This window comes from Corynebacterium uterequi, assembly GCF_001021065.1.
Taxonomy (GTDB): Bacteria; Actinomycetota; Actinomycetes; order Mycobacteriales; family Mycobacteriaceae; genus Corynebacterium; species Corynebacterium uterequi.
The window spans coordinates 2228388-2246213 of the sequence record NZ_CP011546.1 but is presented as its reverse complement, the minus strand read 5'-3'; the positions used below and the strand labels follow the sequence as shown (position 1 = coordinate 2246213).

Annotated in this window: 11 protein-coding genes; 7 read left to right on the top strand and 4 right to left on the bottom strand. The window is 69.6% G+C overall.

Going from position 1 to position 17826, the window contains the following annotated elements; translation table 11 throughout:
* Positions 1 to 37: 37 nt before the first annotated feature.
* The 7 genes from CUTER_RS10205 (at position 38) to CUTER_RS10175 (ending at position 13333) form a co-directional block, all read left to right on the top strand.
* A complete protein-coding gene (locus CUTER_RS10205) occupies positions 38 to 1267 on the top strand; it encodes an alpha/beta hydrolase (RefSeq protein ID WP_052844118.1) in 1230 nt (409 codons plus the stop codon).
* 197 nt (positions 1268 to 1464) lie between these two features.
* A complete protein-coding gene (locus tag CUTER_RS10200; protein ID WP_047260335.1) occupies positions 1465 to 3438 on the top strand; it encodes an alpha/beta hydrolase-fold protein in 1974 nt (657 codons plus the stop codon).
* Between the two features lie 35 nt (positions 3439 to 3473).
* Entirely contained in the window at positions 3474 to 3980 is a 507-nt protein-coding gene (locus CUTER_RS10195; protein ID WP_144412315.1) for a DUF732 domain-containing protein, read from the top strand.
* Between the two features lie 52 nt (positions 3981 to 4032).
* On the top strand, positions 4033 to 4968 hold the full coding sequence (locus CUTER_RS10190; RefSeq protein ID WP_047260334.1) for a cutinase family protein: 936 nt from the start codon (positions 4033 to 4035) through the stop codon (positions 4966 to 4968).
* Positions 4969 to 5052: 84 nt separating this feature from the next.
* Positions 5053 to 6927: a FadD32-like long-chain-fatty-acid--AMP ligase gene (locus CUTER_RS10185; protein WP_047260767.1), complete on the top strand. Its 1875-nt coding sequence runs from the start codon at positions 5053 to 5055 to the stop codon at positions 6925 to 6927.
* 33 nt (positions 6928 to 6960) lie between these two features.
* Positions 6961 to 11787, top strand: a complete 4827-nt coding sequence (pks13, locus tag CUTER_RS10180) for a polyketide synthase Pks13 (RefSeq protein ID WP_082121361.1) — start codon at positions 6961 to 6963, stop codon at positions 11785 to 11787.
* On the top strand, positions 11714 to 13333 hold the full coding sequence (locus CUTER_RS10175; protein ID WP_082121360.1) for an acyl-CoA carboxylase subunit beta: 1620 nt from the start codon (positions 11714 to 11716) through the stop codon (positions 13331 to 13333). Before pks13 ends, CUTER_RS10175 begins: the two co-directional genes overlap by 74 nt.
* 32 nt (positions 13334 to 13365) lie before the next feature.
* On the opposite strand, the gene CUTER_RS10170 is transcribed toward CUTER_RS10175, so the two are convergent.
* From CUTER_RS10170 to CUTER_RS10155, 4 genes are read right to left on the bottom strand one after another with little or no spacing between them, the layout of a single operon-like run.
* Entirely contained in the window at positions 13366 to 13743 is a 378-nt protein-coding gene (locus tag CUTER_RS10170; RefSeq protein ID WP_047260332.1) for a DUF3054 domain-containing protein, read from the bottom strand.
* 25 nt (positions 13744 to 13768) lie between these two features.
* Positions 13769 to 14812, bottom strand: coding sequence for a lysylphosphatidylglycerol synthase transmembrane domain-containing protein (locus CUTER_RS10165; protein WP_047260331.1), 1044 nt, complete (start codon positions 14810 to 14812; stop codon positions 13769 to 13771).
* Complete coding sequence (locus tag CUTER_RS10160; RefSeq protein ID WP_047260330.1) at positions 14812 to 17112, bottom strand: MMPL family transporter; 2301 nt, start codon at positions 17110 to 17112, stop codon at positions 14812 to 14814. Before CUTER_RS10160 ends, CUTER_RS10165 begins: the two co-directional genes overlap by 1 nt.
* A gap of 14 nt (positions 17113 to 17126) precedes the next feature.
* Positions 17127 to 17798: an NYN domain-containing protein gene (locus CUTER_RS10155; protein WP_047260329.1), complete on the bottom strand. Its 672-nt coding sequence runs from the start codon at positions 17796 to 17798 to the stop codon at positions 17127 to 17129.
* Positions 17799 to 17826: the final 28 nt, after the last annotated feature.

The following is a 17826-nucleotide window of genomic DNA, read 5'->3' as shown; positions in this document are numbered from 1 at the left end:
GATATATGTGACTGAGGAACCCCAGAGGAGAAGATCCATGTTTTCATTCCACGCGACCAAGCGCGTAGGCCGGGCGGTTATGGCCGCTACGGTCGCCGCTGGCGTGCTGATGGCGACCCCGTACGCCATCGCCGACCCGGCTGCCCCCGCCCCCGCTCCGGCTCCGGCCCCCGCTCCGGTGGAGCCCGCCCCGGCCCCCGTTGCTGACCAGGCGCCCGTCGCCGAAGCGGTCCGCGAACTGCCGATTCCGGGCGCGGCCAATGCCTACGACCCGGAGGGTCTCGCGGAGAAGCCGGTCGACGAGTCCCAGGCCAAGCCGGGCGAAGGCAACCGCTCCGTGCTGCGCGCCGACGCTGACGGCACCTGCGAGTGGTTCGCCCCCAAGGCTGGCAACCCGCCGATCCCGGGCCTGCAGGACTGCATGGTCTTCTCCCCGGCGATGAACCGCACCATCCTCGTCCACGTCTTCCCGGCGGCCCGCGGTGGCGACGCCGGCTACTACCTGCTCGACGGCCTCACCGCGATGGAGACCGAGTCCGGCTGGACCCGCTCCTACCAGGCTCCGCTGAAGTTCCCGGATGCCAACATCACCATGGTCATGCCGGCCGGCGGTGCGGGTTCCTTCTACGAGGACTGGGCCGAGCACGCCGATAACTTCATGCTGCCCCCGGCGTCCCGGGAGCAGAAGTGGGATACCTTCCTGTCGTCCGAGCTGCCGGCCTACCTGGAGCAGAACTTCGGAGTGGCTCGCGATAAGAACGCTATCGCCGGCATCTCCATGGGTGCCACCGGCGCGGTGAACGTCGCGTCGCGCCACCCGGAGACCTTCAACATGGCGCTGTCCTTCTCTGGCTACCTGACGCTGGACAGCAGCGCCCCGGCCGCGCTCATCACCGCGGGCGCCATCGGCAGCACGGGCTTCAACGTCAACGACCTCTACGGCTCGATCATCGCCCCGAACCCGAGCCCGGTCAACGCGATGGCCAAGCTGGATAACGTTGGCGACACGAAGATCGTCGTCACCGCTGGTTCTGGTGTGCTGCGTCCGGAGGATGACTTCTTCAACCTGCCGGGCAACATCGTCGCCATCACCCGCGAGATCGTCTCGCGGCTGAGCTCCTCCATCTACGCCGAGGAGGCTCGCGCCAAGGGTGTCAACATCGAGGAGCGTTACTCCCCGGTGGGTGTGCACACCTGGCCGCAGTTCGCGTATGACTTCGAGCAGACCTTCCCGGCCGTGCTCGATCACATGGGTGCCAATAACTAAGGCCGCACCCACCTTCTCATCAACTCCCGCAGGCAGGCCGGTCTTCTCTCCCTGCCTGGGGGTTCCTCTCTCTCCCGCTCTCACCGCGTCCCGGTGGGGGCGGTTTTCGTGTTCTCGGGGCGTGTTGAGACCGCTAAATGTGAAGTAAAACTTTACACTTGGGCCTAACTGCGAAACGAAGAGGAAGCCTTCTCACCATGAGCACCGATCACGCCACGTCGTCCCGGGCCAACCGGGTCCGTTACCGCTCACCTCGACGCGCGCTGGCCCTTGCCGTCGCCTGCGGCGTTGCGCTGGGCGCGTTTGCCGTTCCGGGGATCGGCGTCGGCCCGGCCGCGCCGACGCTGCACGCCCAGGAATCCGCCCAGAGCCCGACCACGCACACGTTCCAGACGAACCCGGCGAACCTGCCGTCGGCGCCGATCACCGGCCTGCCAGAGGGGGTGAAGGTTAACCGCATCGAGTGGATCACCCCGCACCATATTGCGATCTTCATCCAGTCGGCCGCCATGCCGGACAAGGAGATGCAGGTCCAGATGCTGCTGGCGAGGGACTGGTACGCCAACCCTTCGCTGGAGTTTCCCGAGCTGTGGGCATTGGACGGGCTGCGTGCCCGCGACGACGTCTCGGGGTGGATCACCGATACGAACATCGCCCAGCAGTACGCGGACCGCAACGTCAACGTCATCCTGCCCATCGGCGGCTTCGGCTCCTTCTACACCGACTGGGAGCAGCCGGACCCCAAGCACGGGGTGCAGTACAAGTGGGAGAGCTTCCTCATCGACGAGCTCGCCCCCATCCTGGACCAGGGCTTCCGCGGTAACGGCACCCGCGGCGTGATGGGCCTGTCCATGGGCGCGACGGGTGCGATGAACCTGGCGCAGCGCCACCCAGACATGTTCAACTTCGTCGGCGCGTTCTCCGGGTATCTCGACACCACCACCCCGGGTATGCCTGGGGCCATCAAGGCCGCTATGGAGGAGGCCGACGGCTGGAGCGCCGAGGCCATGTGGGGGCCGATCACCGAACCGCCGGGGGAGACGTGGAAGGCACACGACCCGAAGCTGGGCGTGGGCCAGCTCAAGGGCAAGACCATCTACATCTCCGCGGGCACGGGCCGGGATGACTTCGGCATGGCCGGATCCCTGGCGAAGGCGCCGGCGAACGCGGCCGGCAAGGGCCTGGAGATCGTCTCTCGCCTGTCCAGCCAGACGTTCCTGGAGTACGCCGAGGACGCCGGCGTGGACGTTATCGCCAAGTTCCGCCCCTCCGGTGTGCACACGTGGGACTATTGGCAGTTCGAGGTGACGGAGGCGTGGCCGCACATCGCCGACGCGCTCAAGCTGGCGCCGACTGACCGGGCCGTGGAGTGCGCCCCGCAGGACGACGCCGCGAAGGCGGCCGAGGACGCCGGCCTCGGCGCGTGCATTACCGGTGCGTACAGCGTCGCCGACGGCTCCATGCAGGAGTTCCGCCAGGGCCGGGTGTATTCCTCCCCGGACCGGGGAACGCATGCGCTCATCGGCGCGATCGACACCGTGTACACCGCCGCCGGCGGGCCGGTGGGCCGCCTCGGGTTCCCGGTCTCCGGGGAGCTGCCGCTGCCCGACGGGGTGGGCCGCGTCGCCAACTTTGAGCACGGCAGCATCGTCTGGCACCCGGACACGGGCGCGCACATCGTCGCCAGCAACCTCATCGACTACTGGATGAAGAACGGCATTGAGACCGGCCCGCTGGGCTACCCGACCGCCGGAGTGGAGGAACTCGACGCGCCCGGCACCGCCGTGCAGCAGTTCCAGCACGGCGCCATCTTCACCCGGCCCGACGGCTCCTTCGCCGTCGTTCCCGCCGGGCCCATCGCGGACAAGTACGCGGAATTGGGCGGGCCGGCGTCGCCGCTCGGCTTCCCGACCTCGGCGAAGAAGGCCATCAAGGGCGGCGAGGTCCAGGAGTTTGAGCACGGCAACATCTACTTCTCCGAGGAGACCGGCGCCCACTCCATCGCCTACGGCGACGTCTTCGATCACTGGGGTGCGGCCGGTTTCGAGGAAGGCCCGTGGGGCTTGCCGACCTCGGACCTCTCCCCGATCCCGGCCGGCGGGTTGACGATCGACTTCCAGGGCGGCACCCTCTCCCAGGTCAATGGCGTCATCAAGGAGGAGAAGCGTTGATACGACTGCTGAGCCACACACTTCGGTTAGCCGGCGTGACCGCGGCAGGCCTCGGCTGCGCGGTGGCGCTGTCGGCCTGTGGCGGGACGACAGTGACCAGCGACGACGTCGCCGCGTCGAGCGCGACCAGCCAGGCCAGCGCGACAACCACTGCGAAGCAGGACAAGGACAAGGACAAGGAGACGACGCCGTCGGCCGCCGTCGCACCGGCCCGGGAGGGCGAGGAGCCTCGACGCGACGAGCCCGCCGCAGAGATCAGCTCTGTGCCGAAGGGGGTCGGCGCCCCGGTGGTGACCGAGACTGACCGCCGCTACCTCGACGCGCTCCACGCCGGCGGGGTCGACACCGCCGGGATGGAGGACGTCCTCATCGGCGCCGCCGGCACCGTGTGCGCGGGGGATCCGGTGTCGGCGGCAACGCCGGCGGCGGTGGCCGGCCAGCTCGTCGAGCAGGGGCGTACCGACAAGCCGGTGGATGAGGTGACGACACTACTTCAGGCGTCGGCCCGCGATACGTATTGCGCTGGCTCACCCGCACCTTAACGCCAGCGTGGTGGCAGGGTTTTCCAGGGTGGCGACGGTAGCGTAGGTGCCCATGAGAAAAGTGCTGACGGTTCTGGCGGTTGTCATCGTGCTGGGAATGATCGCCGTCGGGGCGCTGACGTGGCTGGGCGGCCAGCGCGGCGCGCCGGGAGGGCCGGGGACCGCCGACCCGTCCGCCGAGGGCGCTCTCAACGTCGCACCGGCGCCGGAGCAGCCGGACTGGTGCCCGGCGGTTCAGGTCATGGCCGCGCCGGGGACGTGGGAATCCAATCCGCAGGATGATCCGCTTAACCCGCAGCACCAGCCGTCGTACCTGTCTATGGTGACCCAGCCGCTGAGTCAGGCCTACGCGCCGACCGACGTGCGAGTGTGGACCCTGCCGTACAGCGCGCAGTTCCGCAATATCACCAACATGAACCAGCTCAGCTTCGACGAGTCCCGCGCCGAAGGCCAGCAGAAGTTCAACGCGGAGCTGGCTTTCATGAACTCCACATGCCCCGGCACGGAGTTCATCCTCTTCGGGTTCTCGCAGGGCGCCGGCATCGTCGGCGATGTGGCCAACGAGATCGGCACCGGGGTCGGGGCCGTCCCGGTGGAGAAGGTTCGTGGGGTGGCGCTCATCGCCGACCCGCGCCGGGAGCCGGGGGTGGGGGTTACCGCCGGCGCCGACGTCCCCGGGGTGGGGGTGGAGATCGCCATGCAGCCGGTGAACTCCGCCATCCAGTTCGTGGTGCCCAACGCTTCGATGCGCGGGCCGCGCCCGGGCGGGTTTGGCAGCCTGAGTGATCGCGTGTACCAGGTGTGCGCAGTCGGTGACCTGGTCTGTGATGCCCCGCGGGACATCGGCAACTCCCTGGACCGCGCGCACCAGCTCATCACCGGTAACCCGGTGCACGCGCAGTACGGCTTCAACCAGTCCATCTTTGACGGCCCGACGGCGAATGAGTGGCTGCTGCAATGGACGCATGATCACATTAACGCGCCCTAGGAACTTTTGACGTGCTAACCTTTCGCGGTGGTGGATTCCGCCACCGATTCATCCCCGACCGACTCTGAGGACCTTCAGGAACCCATGAACGCTCACGCGGCACTCGGCCGCTTCTTCGCCCCCGACGGCTCTGTGCACATCCCGCCCCAGCTCACCCTCGCCGGCCTCGCGGAAGCGCTCTACCAAGCGGACATAGCCGACGGCGGCGGGGACCGTAAAGTACTGCGCGTGTGGGACTACTCCGGTTCCCGCGACGGTGAGGCCCGCGACCTCACCCGCACCGAGGTCAACACGCACATCAAGGCGGTCGGGGCCCGCCTGCAACAGGTCGCCGCGCCGGGTGAGCGCGTCGCCATCCTCGCCGGCAACAGCGCCGAGTACATCATTGGCTTCATCGGCGCCCTCTACGGCGGCTGCGTCCCGGTGCCGCTCTACGACCCGCGCGAGCCGGGCCACGGCGAACACCTGCGCGCCGTGTTGGCCGACTCCGCCGCACGCATCATCCTCACCACCAGGGCCTCCGCGGCGGCGGTGCGTGCTTACGTCGCCGGTGAGCCGGCCCCGTTGCGCCCGCGCATCATCGCCGTCGACGCGGTGCCGACGTCGCTCGCGGCCTCCTACACGCCGGCCGCACCCGCAGCGTCTGCCACCGGCACCGCGGCGCCGGTGGATCAGATCGCCTTCCTGCAGTACACCTCCGGGTCCACCCGCACGCCGGCGGGCGTAGTGCTCACGAACCGATCCATCCTCACCAACGTGCTGCAGATCTTCGCCGCCGCCCGCCTGGAGATGCCGCTGCGCATCGTCAGCTGGCTGCCGCTGCACCACGACATGGGCATCATCCTCGCCGTGTTCGTCCAGCTCCTCGGCCTGCACCTGGAGATGATGAGCCCGCGGGACTTCATCCAGCAGCCGAAGCGCTGGGTGGACCAGATCGCCCGCCGCGGCGAGGACGACATCGCCACGTACTCGGTGATCCCGAACTTTGCCCTCGACCTCGTTGCCCGCTACGGCGCGCCGGAGCCGGGGCAGGACTTCAGCAACATCAGGAAGATCATCGTCGGTTCGGAGCCGGTCACCAAGGCAGCTGTGGAGCGCTTCGCCGGCATCTTCGAGGCGCACGGCCTGCGTCGGTCCGTGCTGCACCCCTCCTATGGGCTCGCCGAGGCGTCGCTGCTGGTGACCATGCCGCAGGACGGCACCTGCCCACTGTTTAGCTCCTTCGACCGGGAAGCGCTCGCCGACGGCCGGGCCGTCGCCGTCGACCCGGAGAATCCCGCGGCGGTCACGTTCGCGTCGAATGGGCAGGTCGTTCGTCCTCAGGAGCTGACCATCGTCGACCCGGACACGGCCGAGGAGTTGCCCGACGGCCGGGTGGGGGAGATCTGGCTGCGCGGGGACAACGCCGCCGCCGGGTACCTCGACCGGCCGGAGGACACGGCCGCCACCTTCGGCCGGACCCTTACCCGGCGCCTGGCCGACGGCTCCCGTTCCTTATCCTCCGGTACTGGCCCTAATTCCTTATCCTCCGGTACTGGCCGTATGGCCAGTACCGGGTGGGTGGCCACCGGCGACCTGGGCGTGATCCTGTCGGATCAGCTGTACATCACCGGCCGGCTCAAGGACCTGGTGGTCGTCGCCGGGCGTAACCACTACCCGCAGGACATCGAGGCCACCGTCGAGGAGGCCAGCGCCCACGTGCGGCCCGCGTCCGTGGCGGCCTTCGCCGTGCCGGCCGCAAGCGTCGAGAAGCTTGTCATCCTCGCGGAACGGGCCGACGCCGCCGATCCGGCCGGGGACGCCGAGGCCATCGACGCTATCCGCGCCGCTGTCGCCCGCGTGCACGGCGTGACCCCGGCGGACATCCGGCTCAGTGATCCGATGACCATCGCCCGGTCGTCGTCCGGGAAAATCGCCCGCCGGGTCAACCAGAAGGCATACCTGGAGCAGCAGGCATAGATGCTAGCGTGTAGCAGCATGAACGGGTCCGTAATGACATACGCTCAACTTAAAGACTGGCTCGTCGCATGGGTAGCGCAGGCGGCCGAATTGCCGCCGGCAGAGATCAGTGACACCGCGCCCCTGGAACGCTACGGGCTGTCGTCCCGGGACGCCGTGGTCCTGTCCGGGGAACTCGAAAACCTCCTCGGGCGCCGGCTCGACGCGACCGTCGCCTACCAGCACCCCACCATTGCCGCGCTCGCCGGGTTCCTCACCGCGCCGGCCGGGCTACCCACGCCCGGGCAGGCGCCGGTGACCACCGGCGTGACCCGGCCTGGTGGCCTCGGCGCGCACGACGTCGCCATCGTCGGTCGCGCCGGGCGCTTCCCTGGTGCCGACACCGTGGCGCAGTATTGGGACCTGCTGGTGGAGGGGCGCAGCGGGGTCGGGCCGCGTCCCGCCGAACGCTGGAGCGAGTACGCCGACGATCCGGTGGTCACCGCCGCCATGGCAGCCGTCAACACTGACGGCGGCTATCTGACGGACATCGACGCCTTCGATAACGAGTTCTTCGGGCTCTCGCCGGTTGAAGCGGAGAACATGGACCCCCAGCAGCGGCTGCTGCTGGAGCAAACCTGGCGCGCCCTGGAGGACGCAGGCCTGCCCGCCAATCGGCTGCGCGGGGCCAGGGTGGGCGTCTTCATCGGGTCGTCGAACAACGACTACGGAATGCTCATCACCGCCGACCCGGCCCACGCCCACCCGTACGCGTTGACGGGCACCGCGAGCTCGATCATCGCCAACCGTGTCTCCTACGCCTTCGACTTCCGCGGGCCGTCCGTCAACGTGGACACGGCGTGCTCGTCGTCCCTCGTCGCGGTGCACCAGGCGGTGCAGGCACTGCGCGCCGGGGAGGCCGACGTCGCCGTCGCCGGCGGGGTCAACATCCTGGCCAGCCCGTTTGTCTCTACGGCGTTCGGCGAGCTGGGGGTCATCAGCCCCACGAGCGCCATCCACGCCTTCTCCGACGACGCCGACGGCTTCGTGCGCGCCGAAGCAGTCGCAGCGGTGGTGCTCAAGCGCGTCGACGACGCCCTCGCCGACGGTGACCGGATCCTCGCCGTTATCAAGGGCAGCGCCGTTAACTCCGACGGCCACTCCAATGGCCTCACCGCCCCGAACCCGCTGGCCCAGGTCGACGTCCTGCGTCGCGCCTACGCCGACGCTGGTGTCGACCCGGCCGACGTCGACTACGTCGAGGCCCACGGCACCGGCACCATCCTCGGGGACCCCATCGAGGCTCGCGCCCTCGGCGAGGTGCTCGGCGCCGGCCGCAGCGTCGAGCGGCCCACCCTGCTCGGCTCGGCGAAGTCCGCCATCGGACATGCCGAATCCGCCGCGGGGGCCGCCGCGCTCATCAAGGTCGTCGAGGCCATCCAGCGCGACACCCTCCCGCCCACCATCAACGTCTCCGCCCCTAACCACTTCATCGACTTCGATGCCGAGCGCCTCGAACTCGTCGAGGATCCCCGCGAGTGGCCGGAGTACTCGGGTCGGAAACTCGCCGGCGTGTCCGGCTTCGGCTTCGGCGGCACCAACGCCCACCTCGTCGTCGCGCAGTTCGACGCCGCCGAGTACGAACCGGCTGCAGAGCACCAGGCACCCCTGCCCGCCGACGACGCTGTCCTGCTGCCGGTCAGCGGGCTGGTTCCCTCCCGTCGCCGCGCCGCGGCCGCCGACTACGCCTGCGCCCTCGAGGCCGCCACCGACGCCGACCTGCCCGCCCTCGCCCGCACGCTGGCGAAGCGCAATCACGCCCGCAGCCGCGCGGTGGTGCAGGCATCCACCATCGCCGAGGCCCGCAAACGCCTCGCCCAGGTGGCCGACGGGATCGTGTCCGTGGGCATCTCCGCTGCCGACGGCCCCGCCGCCGCCGGCGCCGTCTTCGTCTACTCTGGCTTCGGCTCCCAGCACCGGAAGATGGCCACCGCGCTCATGGACCTATCCCCGCAGTTCGCCGCGCGGATCCGGGAGCTCGACGAGGTGGTCACCGCCGAATCCGGCTGGTCCATGGCCGAGCTCATCGGCGACGACGCCCTGACGTACACCACCGACACCGCCCAGGTCACCATCACCGCCATCCAGATCGCGCTCACCGACCTGCTGGCGTCGCTCGGCGCCCGCCCGAGCGCCGTCATGGGCATGTCCATGGGCGAGATCGCGGCAGCCTACGCCGCTGGCGGCATCAGCGCCGAGGCTGCGATGCGCATCGCCTGCCACCGCGCCCGCCTCATGGGCGAGGGCGAGAAGATGCTCGCCGGCACCGAGCAGGAAGGCGCGATGGCCGTCGTCGAGCTCACCCGCGAAGGCCTCGCCGACTTCAACGCCGCCCACCCGGAGCTCGCCGAGATCGAGCCCGCGGTCTATGCCGGGCCCGGCATGACCACCGTCGGCGGCAATCGGGTGGCCGTCGACGCCCTCGTCGACGCCCTCGACGCCGACGGCAAGTTCGCCCGGAAGCTTAACGTCCGGGGCGCCGGGCACACCTCCGCGCTGGACCCCATCCTCGGCGAACTCGCCGCCGAGATCGCCGGGCTCACCCCCAGCCCGCTGCGCATTCCGCTCTTTAGCTCTGTCGACCGCGGCCAGGTGTACCCGGCGGGATCCACCGTCCACGACGAGGACTACTTCCTGCGCATGACCCGCCAGCCCGTGTGGTTCGAAGACGCCACCGCCGCGGCTCTCAACGCAGGCCACACCATGCTCGTGGAGATCGCCCCCAACCCGGTGGCGATCATGGGGATGATGAACACCGCGTTCACCGTCGGCAAGCCCGACACGCAGCTGCTCTACGCCCTCAAGCGCAAGGTCCCCGAGGCCGCCTCCCTGCGAGACCTGCTGGCGAAAATGTACGTGGCCGGCGCCGACATCGACTTCACCGGCCTGCTGCCCGACGGCCGCCGCGCCCCGCTTCCCGGCGTCCCGCTGGTGCCCCACCGCTTCTGGACAGCGGCCCGCCCCCACTCGGGCGGTACCGCCAGCCTGCCCGGTGCGAAGGTGGTGCTGCCGGGCGGCGCCACGGCGTTCGGCATTCCCGCCGCGCGCGTCACCGACCTGGAACAACTCCTCGCCGCGGCCGTCGACGCCACCGAGGACGGGGCCACCATCACCCTTGCCGAAGTGCACGGAGCACTCCCCGCCGACGGGGACTTGACCACCGTCGTCGACCGCGGCCTCGGCGGGCTCACCGCCCGCGTCTACGCCGGTGACCTGCTGCTGGCCGAGGGCTTCGCGTCGCGTGAACGCAACGCGTCGCGTGAACGCAACGCGTCGCACAAGCGCGACGCGGGGGATGGCACGCGGAATGGCACGGAACGCGACGCGGGGGATAAGGACTCGCACAAGTGCGACGCGGGGAATGACACGACGGACGACGCCAGCCTGCGCTGGGACCCGGCCTCCGGGGAGAGCGTCGAGGACCGCCTGCGCTCCATCGTCTCGGAGTCCATGGGCTACGACGTCGCCGACTTACCCGGGGAGCTGCCGCTTATTGACCTCGGGCTGGACTCGCTCATGGGCATGCGCATCAAGAACCGCGTGGAACACGACTTCCAGATCCCGCCGCTCGACGTCCAAGCCTTGCGCGACGCCTCGGTGGCCGACGTCGTCCGCATTGTCGAGGGCGCCGTCCACGGCGCGAACACCCCCGCCGAGACCGCCGAGACCGCCGAGCCCACTAACAACGCAGCCGCCGCCCCCGCGCCGGGCGAGGGTGCCAGCGACGGTGCCGGCGTCGGCGTCGCCCCGCGTGACGCCTCCGAGCGCGTCGTGTTCGGCACCTGGGCGAAGGTGACCGGCCAGGCCGCGGCTGGGGTGACCAGCGCTTTGCCGGCGATCACCGAGGAGCAGGCGCGCGCCATCGCCGAGCGGCTGAGCGAGCGCTCTTCCCTCGACATCACCGCCGCGGAGGTTCTCGCGGCTGCGACCCTCGAACCGTTGGCGAACAGGGTCCGCGAGGGCCTGGAGACCAGCGTGGACGGTAACGTCCGGGTCTTGCGCAGCCGCCCTGAGGGCTCCACGCGCCCGGCCGTGTTCGTCTTCCACCCGGCTGGCGGCACGACGATCGTCTATGAGCCCCTCACCCGGCGGCTACCGGCGGATGTCCCCGTCTACGGCATCGAGCGCGTCGAAGGCGCGTTGGAAGACCGCGTCGCCGGCTACCTCGACGACATCCGCGCCTACGCCGACGGCCACCCCGTCGTCCTCGCCGGGTGGTCCTTCGGCGGCGCTCTCGCCTATGAGACTGCGCACCAGCTGCGCGGCAGCGACGTCGACGTAGAGCTCATCGCGCTGCTCGACACGACGCAGCCGGCACACCCCGCGCCCAACACGCTGGAGGAGGCCAAGGCCCGCTGGCAGCGCTACGCCGCCTTCGCCAAGAAGACCTACGGCCTGGAGTTCGAGGCCCCCGTCGAGCTGCTGGAGACCATGGGTGAGGAGGCGATGCTGTCCATGCTCGAGCACTACCTCGCCACCACGGATGCCTCCGAGCACGGCCTGTCCGCCGGGGTACTGGAACATCAGCGCGCCAGCTTCGTGGATAACCGCATCCTCGGCACGCTGGATTTCGCCCGGTGGGCGGAGGTGGACGTGCCGGTGGTGTTGTTCCGCTCGGAGGGGATGCACGCCGGCGCCATTGAGCTGGAGCCGGCCTACGCAGAGATCGACCCGGACGGCGGCTGGGGTGCCATCGTCGACGATCTCACCATTGTCCAGCTGCCGGGCGATCACCTGGCAGTCCCGGATGAGCCGGCGATCGGCATCGTCGCCGAGCATCTCATCGACCGAATCGACCGATTGGAGGCCCGCCATCACTAACGCATCCACCGCCGAGAAGATCAAGGACCTGCGCTCTCGTCTCGCGACCGCGCAGGACCCGGGCAGTGAGCGCGCCCGCGCGAAGCGTGACGCGGCCGGGCGCACCACCCCGCGTCAGCGGATCAGTGCGCTGCTCGACGACGGCTCCTTCACCGAGGTCGGTGCGCTCGGCAAGACCCCGGGTGACAAGGACGCGGTCTACTCCGACGGTGTGGTGACCGGCTACGGGCGGATCGACGGCCGGCCCGTGTGCGTGTACGCCCACGACAAGACCGTCTACGGCGGTTCCGTGGGGGTGACCTTCGGCAAGAAGGTCGTCAACATCATGGAGATGGCGATCACGATCGGCTGCCCGGTGATCGGCATCCAGGATTCCGGTGGTGCGCGCATCCAGGACGCGGTGACGTCGCTGGCGATGTATTCGGAGATCTCGCGGCGCCAGCTGCCGCTGTCGGGGCGTAGCCCGCAGATCTCCATCATGCTGGGTAAGTCCGCCGGCGGTGCCGTGTACGCGCCGGTGACCACCGATCTCATCGTCGCCGTCGACGGCGAGGCGGAGATGTACGTCACCGGCCCGGCCGTCATCAAGGAGGTCACCGGGGAGGACATTTCCTCCGCGGAGCTCGGCGGGGCCCGTCAGCAGGAGCTCAACGGCAACATCACCGCCGTCGTCCCCACCGAGGACGACGCCTTCGATTTCGTCCGCGACTACCTGGCGCACATGCCGCTGACCTGCTTCGATGAGCTGCCGGTGGTGCCCGCGCCCGCCGACGAGGAGGTGGCCGTCGCCGCCGATCTCGACAGCTTCCTGCCCGACGACGCCAACGCCGGCTACGACATGGCCGACCTGCTGCCGCTGCTCGGCGACGACGACGCCCTGCTGGAGCTTCAGGAGAACTTCGCGCCGAACATCATCACGGCGCTGGGCAGGATCGACGGCCGGCCGGTCGGATTCGTCGCCAACAATCCCATGCACCTGGCGGGGTGCATCGACGCCGACGCCGCCGACAAGGCCGCCCGCTTCATTCGCATCTGCGACGCGTACAACATCCCGCTCGTGTTCGTGGTGGACACCCCCGGTTACCTGCCCGGCGTTGAGCAGGAGCGGGTGGGGCTCATTCACCGCGGCGCGAAGCTGGCGGTGGCGGCGGTGGAGGCGTCGGTGCCGAAGGTGACGCTCATCGTGCGCAAGGCCTACGGCGGTGCGTACGCGGTCATGGGGTCGAAGAACCTGTGCGGGGACCTCAATTTTGCGTGGCCGACGGCGCAGATCGCCGTCATGGGTTCGGCGGCGGCCGTGGTGATGATCCAGGGTAAGCAACTCGCCGCGATTGAGGATCCCACTCAGCGTGCGTACATGAAGAAGGTGTTCATGGACTTCTACGACGAGAACATGACCTCACCGTATGTGGCGGCGGAGCGGGGTTACATCGACGCGATGATCGAGCCGTCGCAGACCCGCATCATGCTGCGGCACGCGCTTCGGCAGCTGTCGACGAAGCTGGTGCTCGACGCAGACAAGAAGCACGTCATCCACCCGATGTAGGTACTCCCCGCGTTACCTACTCCCCGCGTTACCTATTTTCCGCGTGGCGCTTTGCGCCACGCGCTTTGCGCGACGCGCCACCCCAGCAGGAGCAGCGCGGACATACTGCTGGCGACGATGATGAAGGACCAGTGGGGGACCGCCTGGTGACGGATGCCCCAGATGCCCAGGCCGGTGACGACCGTGACCAGCCATGTGGTCACACCCGCCGGGGCTAGTTGCCCACCGCGCCAGCGGGCGGCGGCGATGATGGCCCAGGAGCCGATGACACCCAGCGCGAACGGCCATACCGTCGACGCCCACGTGGCGAGGGTGACGGGCTGGTCAGCGGAGCGGTGCGCGATGCGCGCGAGCAGCGCGAAGAGGGAAATCGCGCCGAGGTCACACGCCAATCCGGTTACTTTGTTCATGGGTCCCTACCCTAGCCAAGCCCGCCTAGGCGCGGCGGAGCGCGGCCGGCCCGGCGAATCCGTGGCGGGCGTAGCGGGCGGCGTAGATGATCCAGCCGATGGCGGTGATGAAGGCGAAAGAGATGAGCCGGTAGACGATGGCGGTGCCGGTGGCGTCGACGGCCGGGACGCCGGTGGCCACGAGGGCGGCGATGATGGCCGCCTCGACGGTGCCCAGCCCCGCCGGGGTGACCTGCGCCGAGCCGGCGATCTTGGCGGTGAGGTAGGCCAGCAGGATGGCGCCGACGTCGGCGCGCGGCTGGCCGGTGACCGCCCACGCGGCGCACCAGATGGTGGCGACGTCGAGCGCGCGGTTGGCCAGGGAGAAGGCGGAGACGGCGGCGAAGTCGCGCGCGGAGATGCGCACGAGGCCGAGTTGGCGGACGGAAGTCTCGACGGCGTCGGCGTCGATGAGTGCGCGTCCGCTGAGGCGTCGCACCCGACGGCTGGCCCACCGGTTGGTGCGTCGGGCGGCGGCGCCGAGCCAGCGGGCGAGGACGTCGGGGCGGTGGCATGCCCAGAACACCGCCGCGCCGACGGCGATGAGGACGGCGCCGGTGGCGAGCAGCGAGCCGGTCGACAGATCGGCGCCTACCACCACGGCGAGCAGCCCTAGCAGGGCGAGCCACGCGGTGGAGATGACCGAGGAGATGACGAAGAACCAGCCGCACACGGCCGCCGAGGCGCCCCAGCGTCGCTGAACCTGGAACGTGAGCACCGCGGAGATGGCCGGTCCGCCGGGCACGGAGGTGGACCAGGCGTTGGAGGCGAGGGTGATCGCGAGCGTCTCCCGGGCCGCTACCGTGACCGATCCGGATCGCATGAGCAGGCGTATGACCTCGCCCATGGCCACCAGGGAGGCGACGGCGGTGACGACGCCGGCCAGCACCGGCCCTGGGTGGGTGTCACCCAAGCGAGCGAAGGCCTCGCCCAGGAAGGGCAGCTGCCCGCGCAGGGCCACGAGCAGGAGCCCGAGGACGGCCAGCGGGGCCAGCCAGCGCAGCCATTGCCGCGTGCGCGCGGAGGCCATCAGCCCTCGTTGCGGTGTTCGAGGCGGTGGATCAGTTCGCTAAACGGCACGAGGTCCTCGTCGCTGTCGGTGGCCACTCCGCCGCGGGCGGCTTCGTTGGCGGGCAGGACGATGGCGTCGTCGATGTTGTCGTCGCCGGGGCGGACCTCTCGGTCACCGCGCGCGCCGGGCGCGGCGGCCCACGCGGGTCCGTGGCCGAGGCGGTAGTAGAGCCGCTTGACGGGTGCCGGCGCCCACCAGTTGTCTTCCTTGAGCAGGGACATGACGCTGGGGACGAGCAGCATGCGGATGATGGTGGCGTCGAGCGCGAGGGCGACGATCATGCCGGCGGCGATGTACTTCATCATGACGATGTCGGAGAAGGCGAACGCCCCGGCGACGACCATCATGATGAGCGCGGCGGCGGTGATGATAGTGCCGGTATGCGCCGTGCCGAGGCGGATGGCCTCGTTCGTATCGTGGCCGCGTTCGCGGGCCTCCACCATGCGGGAGACGAGGAAGACCTCGTAGTCCGTGGACAGGCCGTAGATGATGGCGATGATGAGCACGAGCACGGGGCTCATGAGCGGGCCGGGAGTGAACCCGAGCAGGCTGGCGCCGACGCCCTGGACGAATAGGGCGGTGAGCACGCCGAGGGTGGCACCCAGGCCGAGCACCGTCATGATGATCGCCTTGGCGGGCTGGATGAGGCTGCCGAACACGGCAGTCATGAGCAGGAAGGTGACGACGGTGAGGTAGAGCAGCATCCACGGCAGGCGGGCGAAGAGCGCTTCGAGGGATTCCACCTCCATGGCTGGGGTGCCGCCGATCTCGAGGGTCACCCCGTCGGGCGCGGTGATGGCCCGCAGCTGGTCGACGACGTAGCCGTAGTCGGCGCGCTCGGCGATGCCGGCGTAGAGCACCGTCGTGCCGTCGACGGTGGCCCCGGCGGTCATGGGCGAGGTGAGGCCCTCCACGGCGCGGGATTGCAGGACGACGTCGACGAGTTGCTCGTTGGTCGCATCCGAGACGACGAGCTTGATGGGGTCCGTGCGGAACTCGGGGAAGGCCTCGTTGAAGGCGTCTTGCGCCTGGCGGGTGGCGTGCGACGGCGGCAGGTAGGTCTCATTGATGCCGCCGAAGGAGATGGCCCCGGTGGGCAGGGTGAGCAGCAGCAGGGCGCCGACGATGCCGACGGTGACCAGCTTGGCCCGTGTCATGGCCCAGGCGGGCACCCGGTACCACCACGTGTCTTCAATGGCCCGGGCGCGCCGCGAGGTCCGGCGCACCGACCACGTGTCGATCCGCGGGCCGAGCAGGGCGAACAGCGCCGGCAGCAGGGTCACGGAGAGGGCGGCGGCGAGGCCGACGGCGGCGATCGCGCCGTAGGCGACGGACTTGAGGAAGGCCTGGGGGAAGAGCAACAGACCGGACAGCGCGACGATGACCATGCCGGCGGAGAACACCACCGTCTTGCCCGCGGTGGCGACCGTGTTGGCCACGGCCCGGCCCACGGGGCGGCGGGCGTCAAGTTCTTCGCGGAAGCGGGAGACCATGAGTAGGCCGTAGTCGATGGCCAGGCCGAGTCCGAGCAGGGTGACGATGGCGTGGGCGAAGACGTTGACCTGGAGGAAGCTCGCCAGCACGGAGAGCACCCCGAGGGCGCCGAGGATGGCCAGCACGCCGACGACCAGTGGCATCGCCGCCGCCACCACGGACCCGAAGACGACGAGCAGGAGGACGGCGACGAGGGGCAGGGCGATGAGTTCGGCGCGGGAAATGTCGCGCGCCATGCCGTCGTCGAGGGCGTCGGCGACGGCGGTGGCGCCAGCCACCTCCACGCTCATGCCGTCGGGCAACGTGTCGGGGACAAGCCACTGCTCGATCGCGCGGAAGTCTTTGAGCGTTTGCTCCCCGTCGCCCTTGAGCCCGATGGCGGCGAAGGCGAGGGTGCCGTCGTCGTTGACCAGGTTGGGGTTGCGGGTATCAAAGTAGCTGGTCACCGAGTCGATGCGGTCCGGGTGGGCGTCTTTGAGGTCCGTGAGGTGCCGGCGGGCGGCCGAGTTCACCTCCGGGTTGTCCACCCCTTGCTCGGCGCGAAAGAGCAGGATGACGTCGCCGGAGTTGTCCCGGCCGAACACGGCCAGCTCGGTGGCGGCGGCCCGGGTGGAGGAGGCGTGCGGGTCCTCCCAGCCCTCCTGGCTGAGCCGGGCGTCGAGCCGCAGCCCGAAGACGACGTAGAGCAGCATAATCCCGGCGACGATGACCAGCGGGATCGCGCGTCGGTGCTTGACCGTGAAGCGGCCTATTCGGTAGAACACTCTGCCTCCTACGACTAGTGCTGGTGCACGAGGTGCGACAGCGGCCGGAAGGGCTGCAGCCAGGCACCCTCCGGGGGCAGGTTGTCGAGCTGGATGCGCGGCAGCGGCTCGCGGAACACCCCGGGGATGTCTTCGAGGTCGACGAACTCCAGGTTCGGGTCGGACACCGCCCAGGAGGTGTGCTCGTGGAAGCCTAGGACGGTGACCGGCAGTCCCTCACCGATGAGCTCACCGATGGTGGGAGAGAAGTTCTGCCCGTCCGCGGAGGCGACGATGAGCCCCTTGAGGGTTCCCTCCGCCCGGCGACGCTGGATGTGGGCGAGCATGTCCGGGTCGACGTCAGAGTCGTCGTGGTCCTTGGGCTTGGCGAAGACGGCGAAACCGACGTTGCGCAGCGCCTCCACCCACGGCCGGACGATCTCCGCGCTGCCGGGGGCCACGTTGGTGAAGACGGTGGCTTCGGGCTCGATGCGGATGCCGAGTTCGGTGCTGAGCTGCTCGGCGCGGGCGACCAACCACCGGCCGACCGCGTCGAACCGGGGCCGGTGGGCCGCCGTCGGGCGGGCGCCGAGGATGGCGCCGAGGCCCATGTCCAGGTTCGGCGCGTCCCACACGAGCAGCAGGCCGTCCGGGCCCGGTGCCGCTCCCTGGTTGTAGTGGTGGGCGTTGTCGTGAATATCGGTCATTGCGGAGACGGTCTTTCTTGCTATCAGG

Bases quoted from the DNA above. Each gene is read 5' to 3' on its own strand.
- CUTER_RS10205 (WP_052844118.1), top strand. From the start codon at position 38: ATGTTTTCATTCCACGCGACCAAGCGCGTAGGCCGGGCGGTTATGGCC.
- CUTER_RS10200 (WP_047260335.1), top strand. From the start codon at position 1,465: ATGAGCACCGATCACGCCACGTCGTCCCGGGCCAACCGGGTCCGTTAC.
- CUTER_RS10190 (WP_047260334.1), top strand. From the start codon at position 4,033: ATGAGAAAAGTGCTGACGGTTCTGGCGGTTGTCATCGTGCTGGGAATG.
- CUTER_RS10185 (WP_047260767.1), top strand. From the start codon at position 5,053: ATGAACGCTCACGCGGCACTCGGCCGCTTCTTCGCCCCCGACGGCTCT.
- pks13 (WP_082121361.1), top strand. From the start codon at position 6,961: ATGACATACGCTCAACTTAAAGACTGGCTCGTCGCATGGGTAGCGCAG.
- CUTER_RS10175 (WP_082121360.1), top strand. From the start codon at position 11,714: ATGAGCCGGCGATCGGCATCGTCGCCGAGCATCTCATCGACCGAATCG.
- CUTER_RS10170 (WP_047260332.1), bottom strand. From the start codon at position 13,743: ATGAACAAAGTAACCGGATTGGCGTGTGACCTCGGCGCGATTTCCCTC.
- CUTER_RS10165 (WP_047260331.1), bottom strand. From the start codon at position 14,812: ATGGCCTCCGCGCGCACGCGGCAATGGCTGCGCTGGCTGGCCCCGCTG.
- CUTER_RS10155 (WP_047260329.1), bottom strand. From the start codon at position 17,798: ATGACCGATATTCACGACAACGCCCACCACTACAACCAGGGAGCGGCA.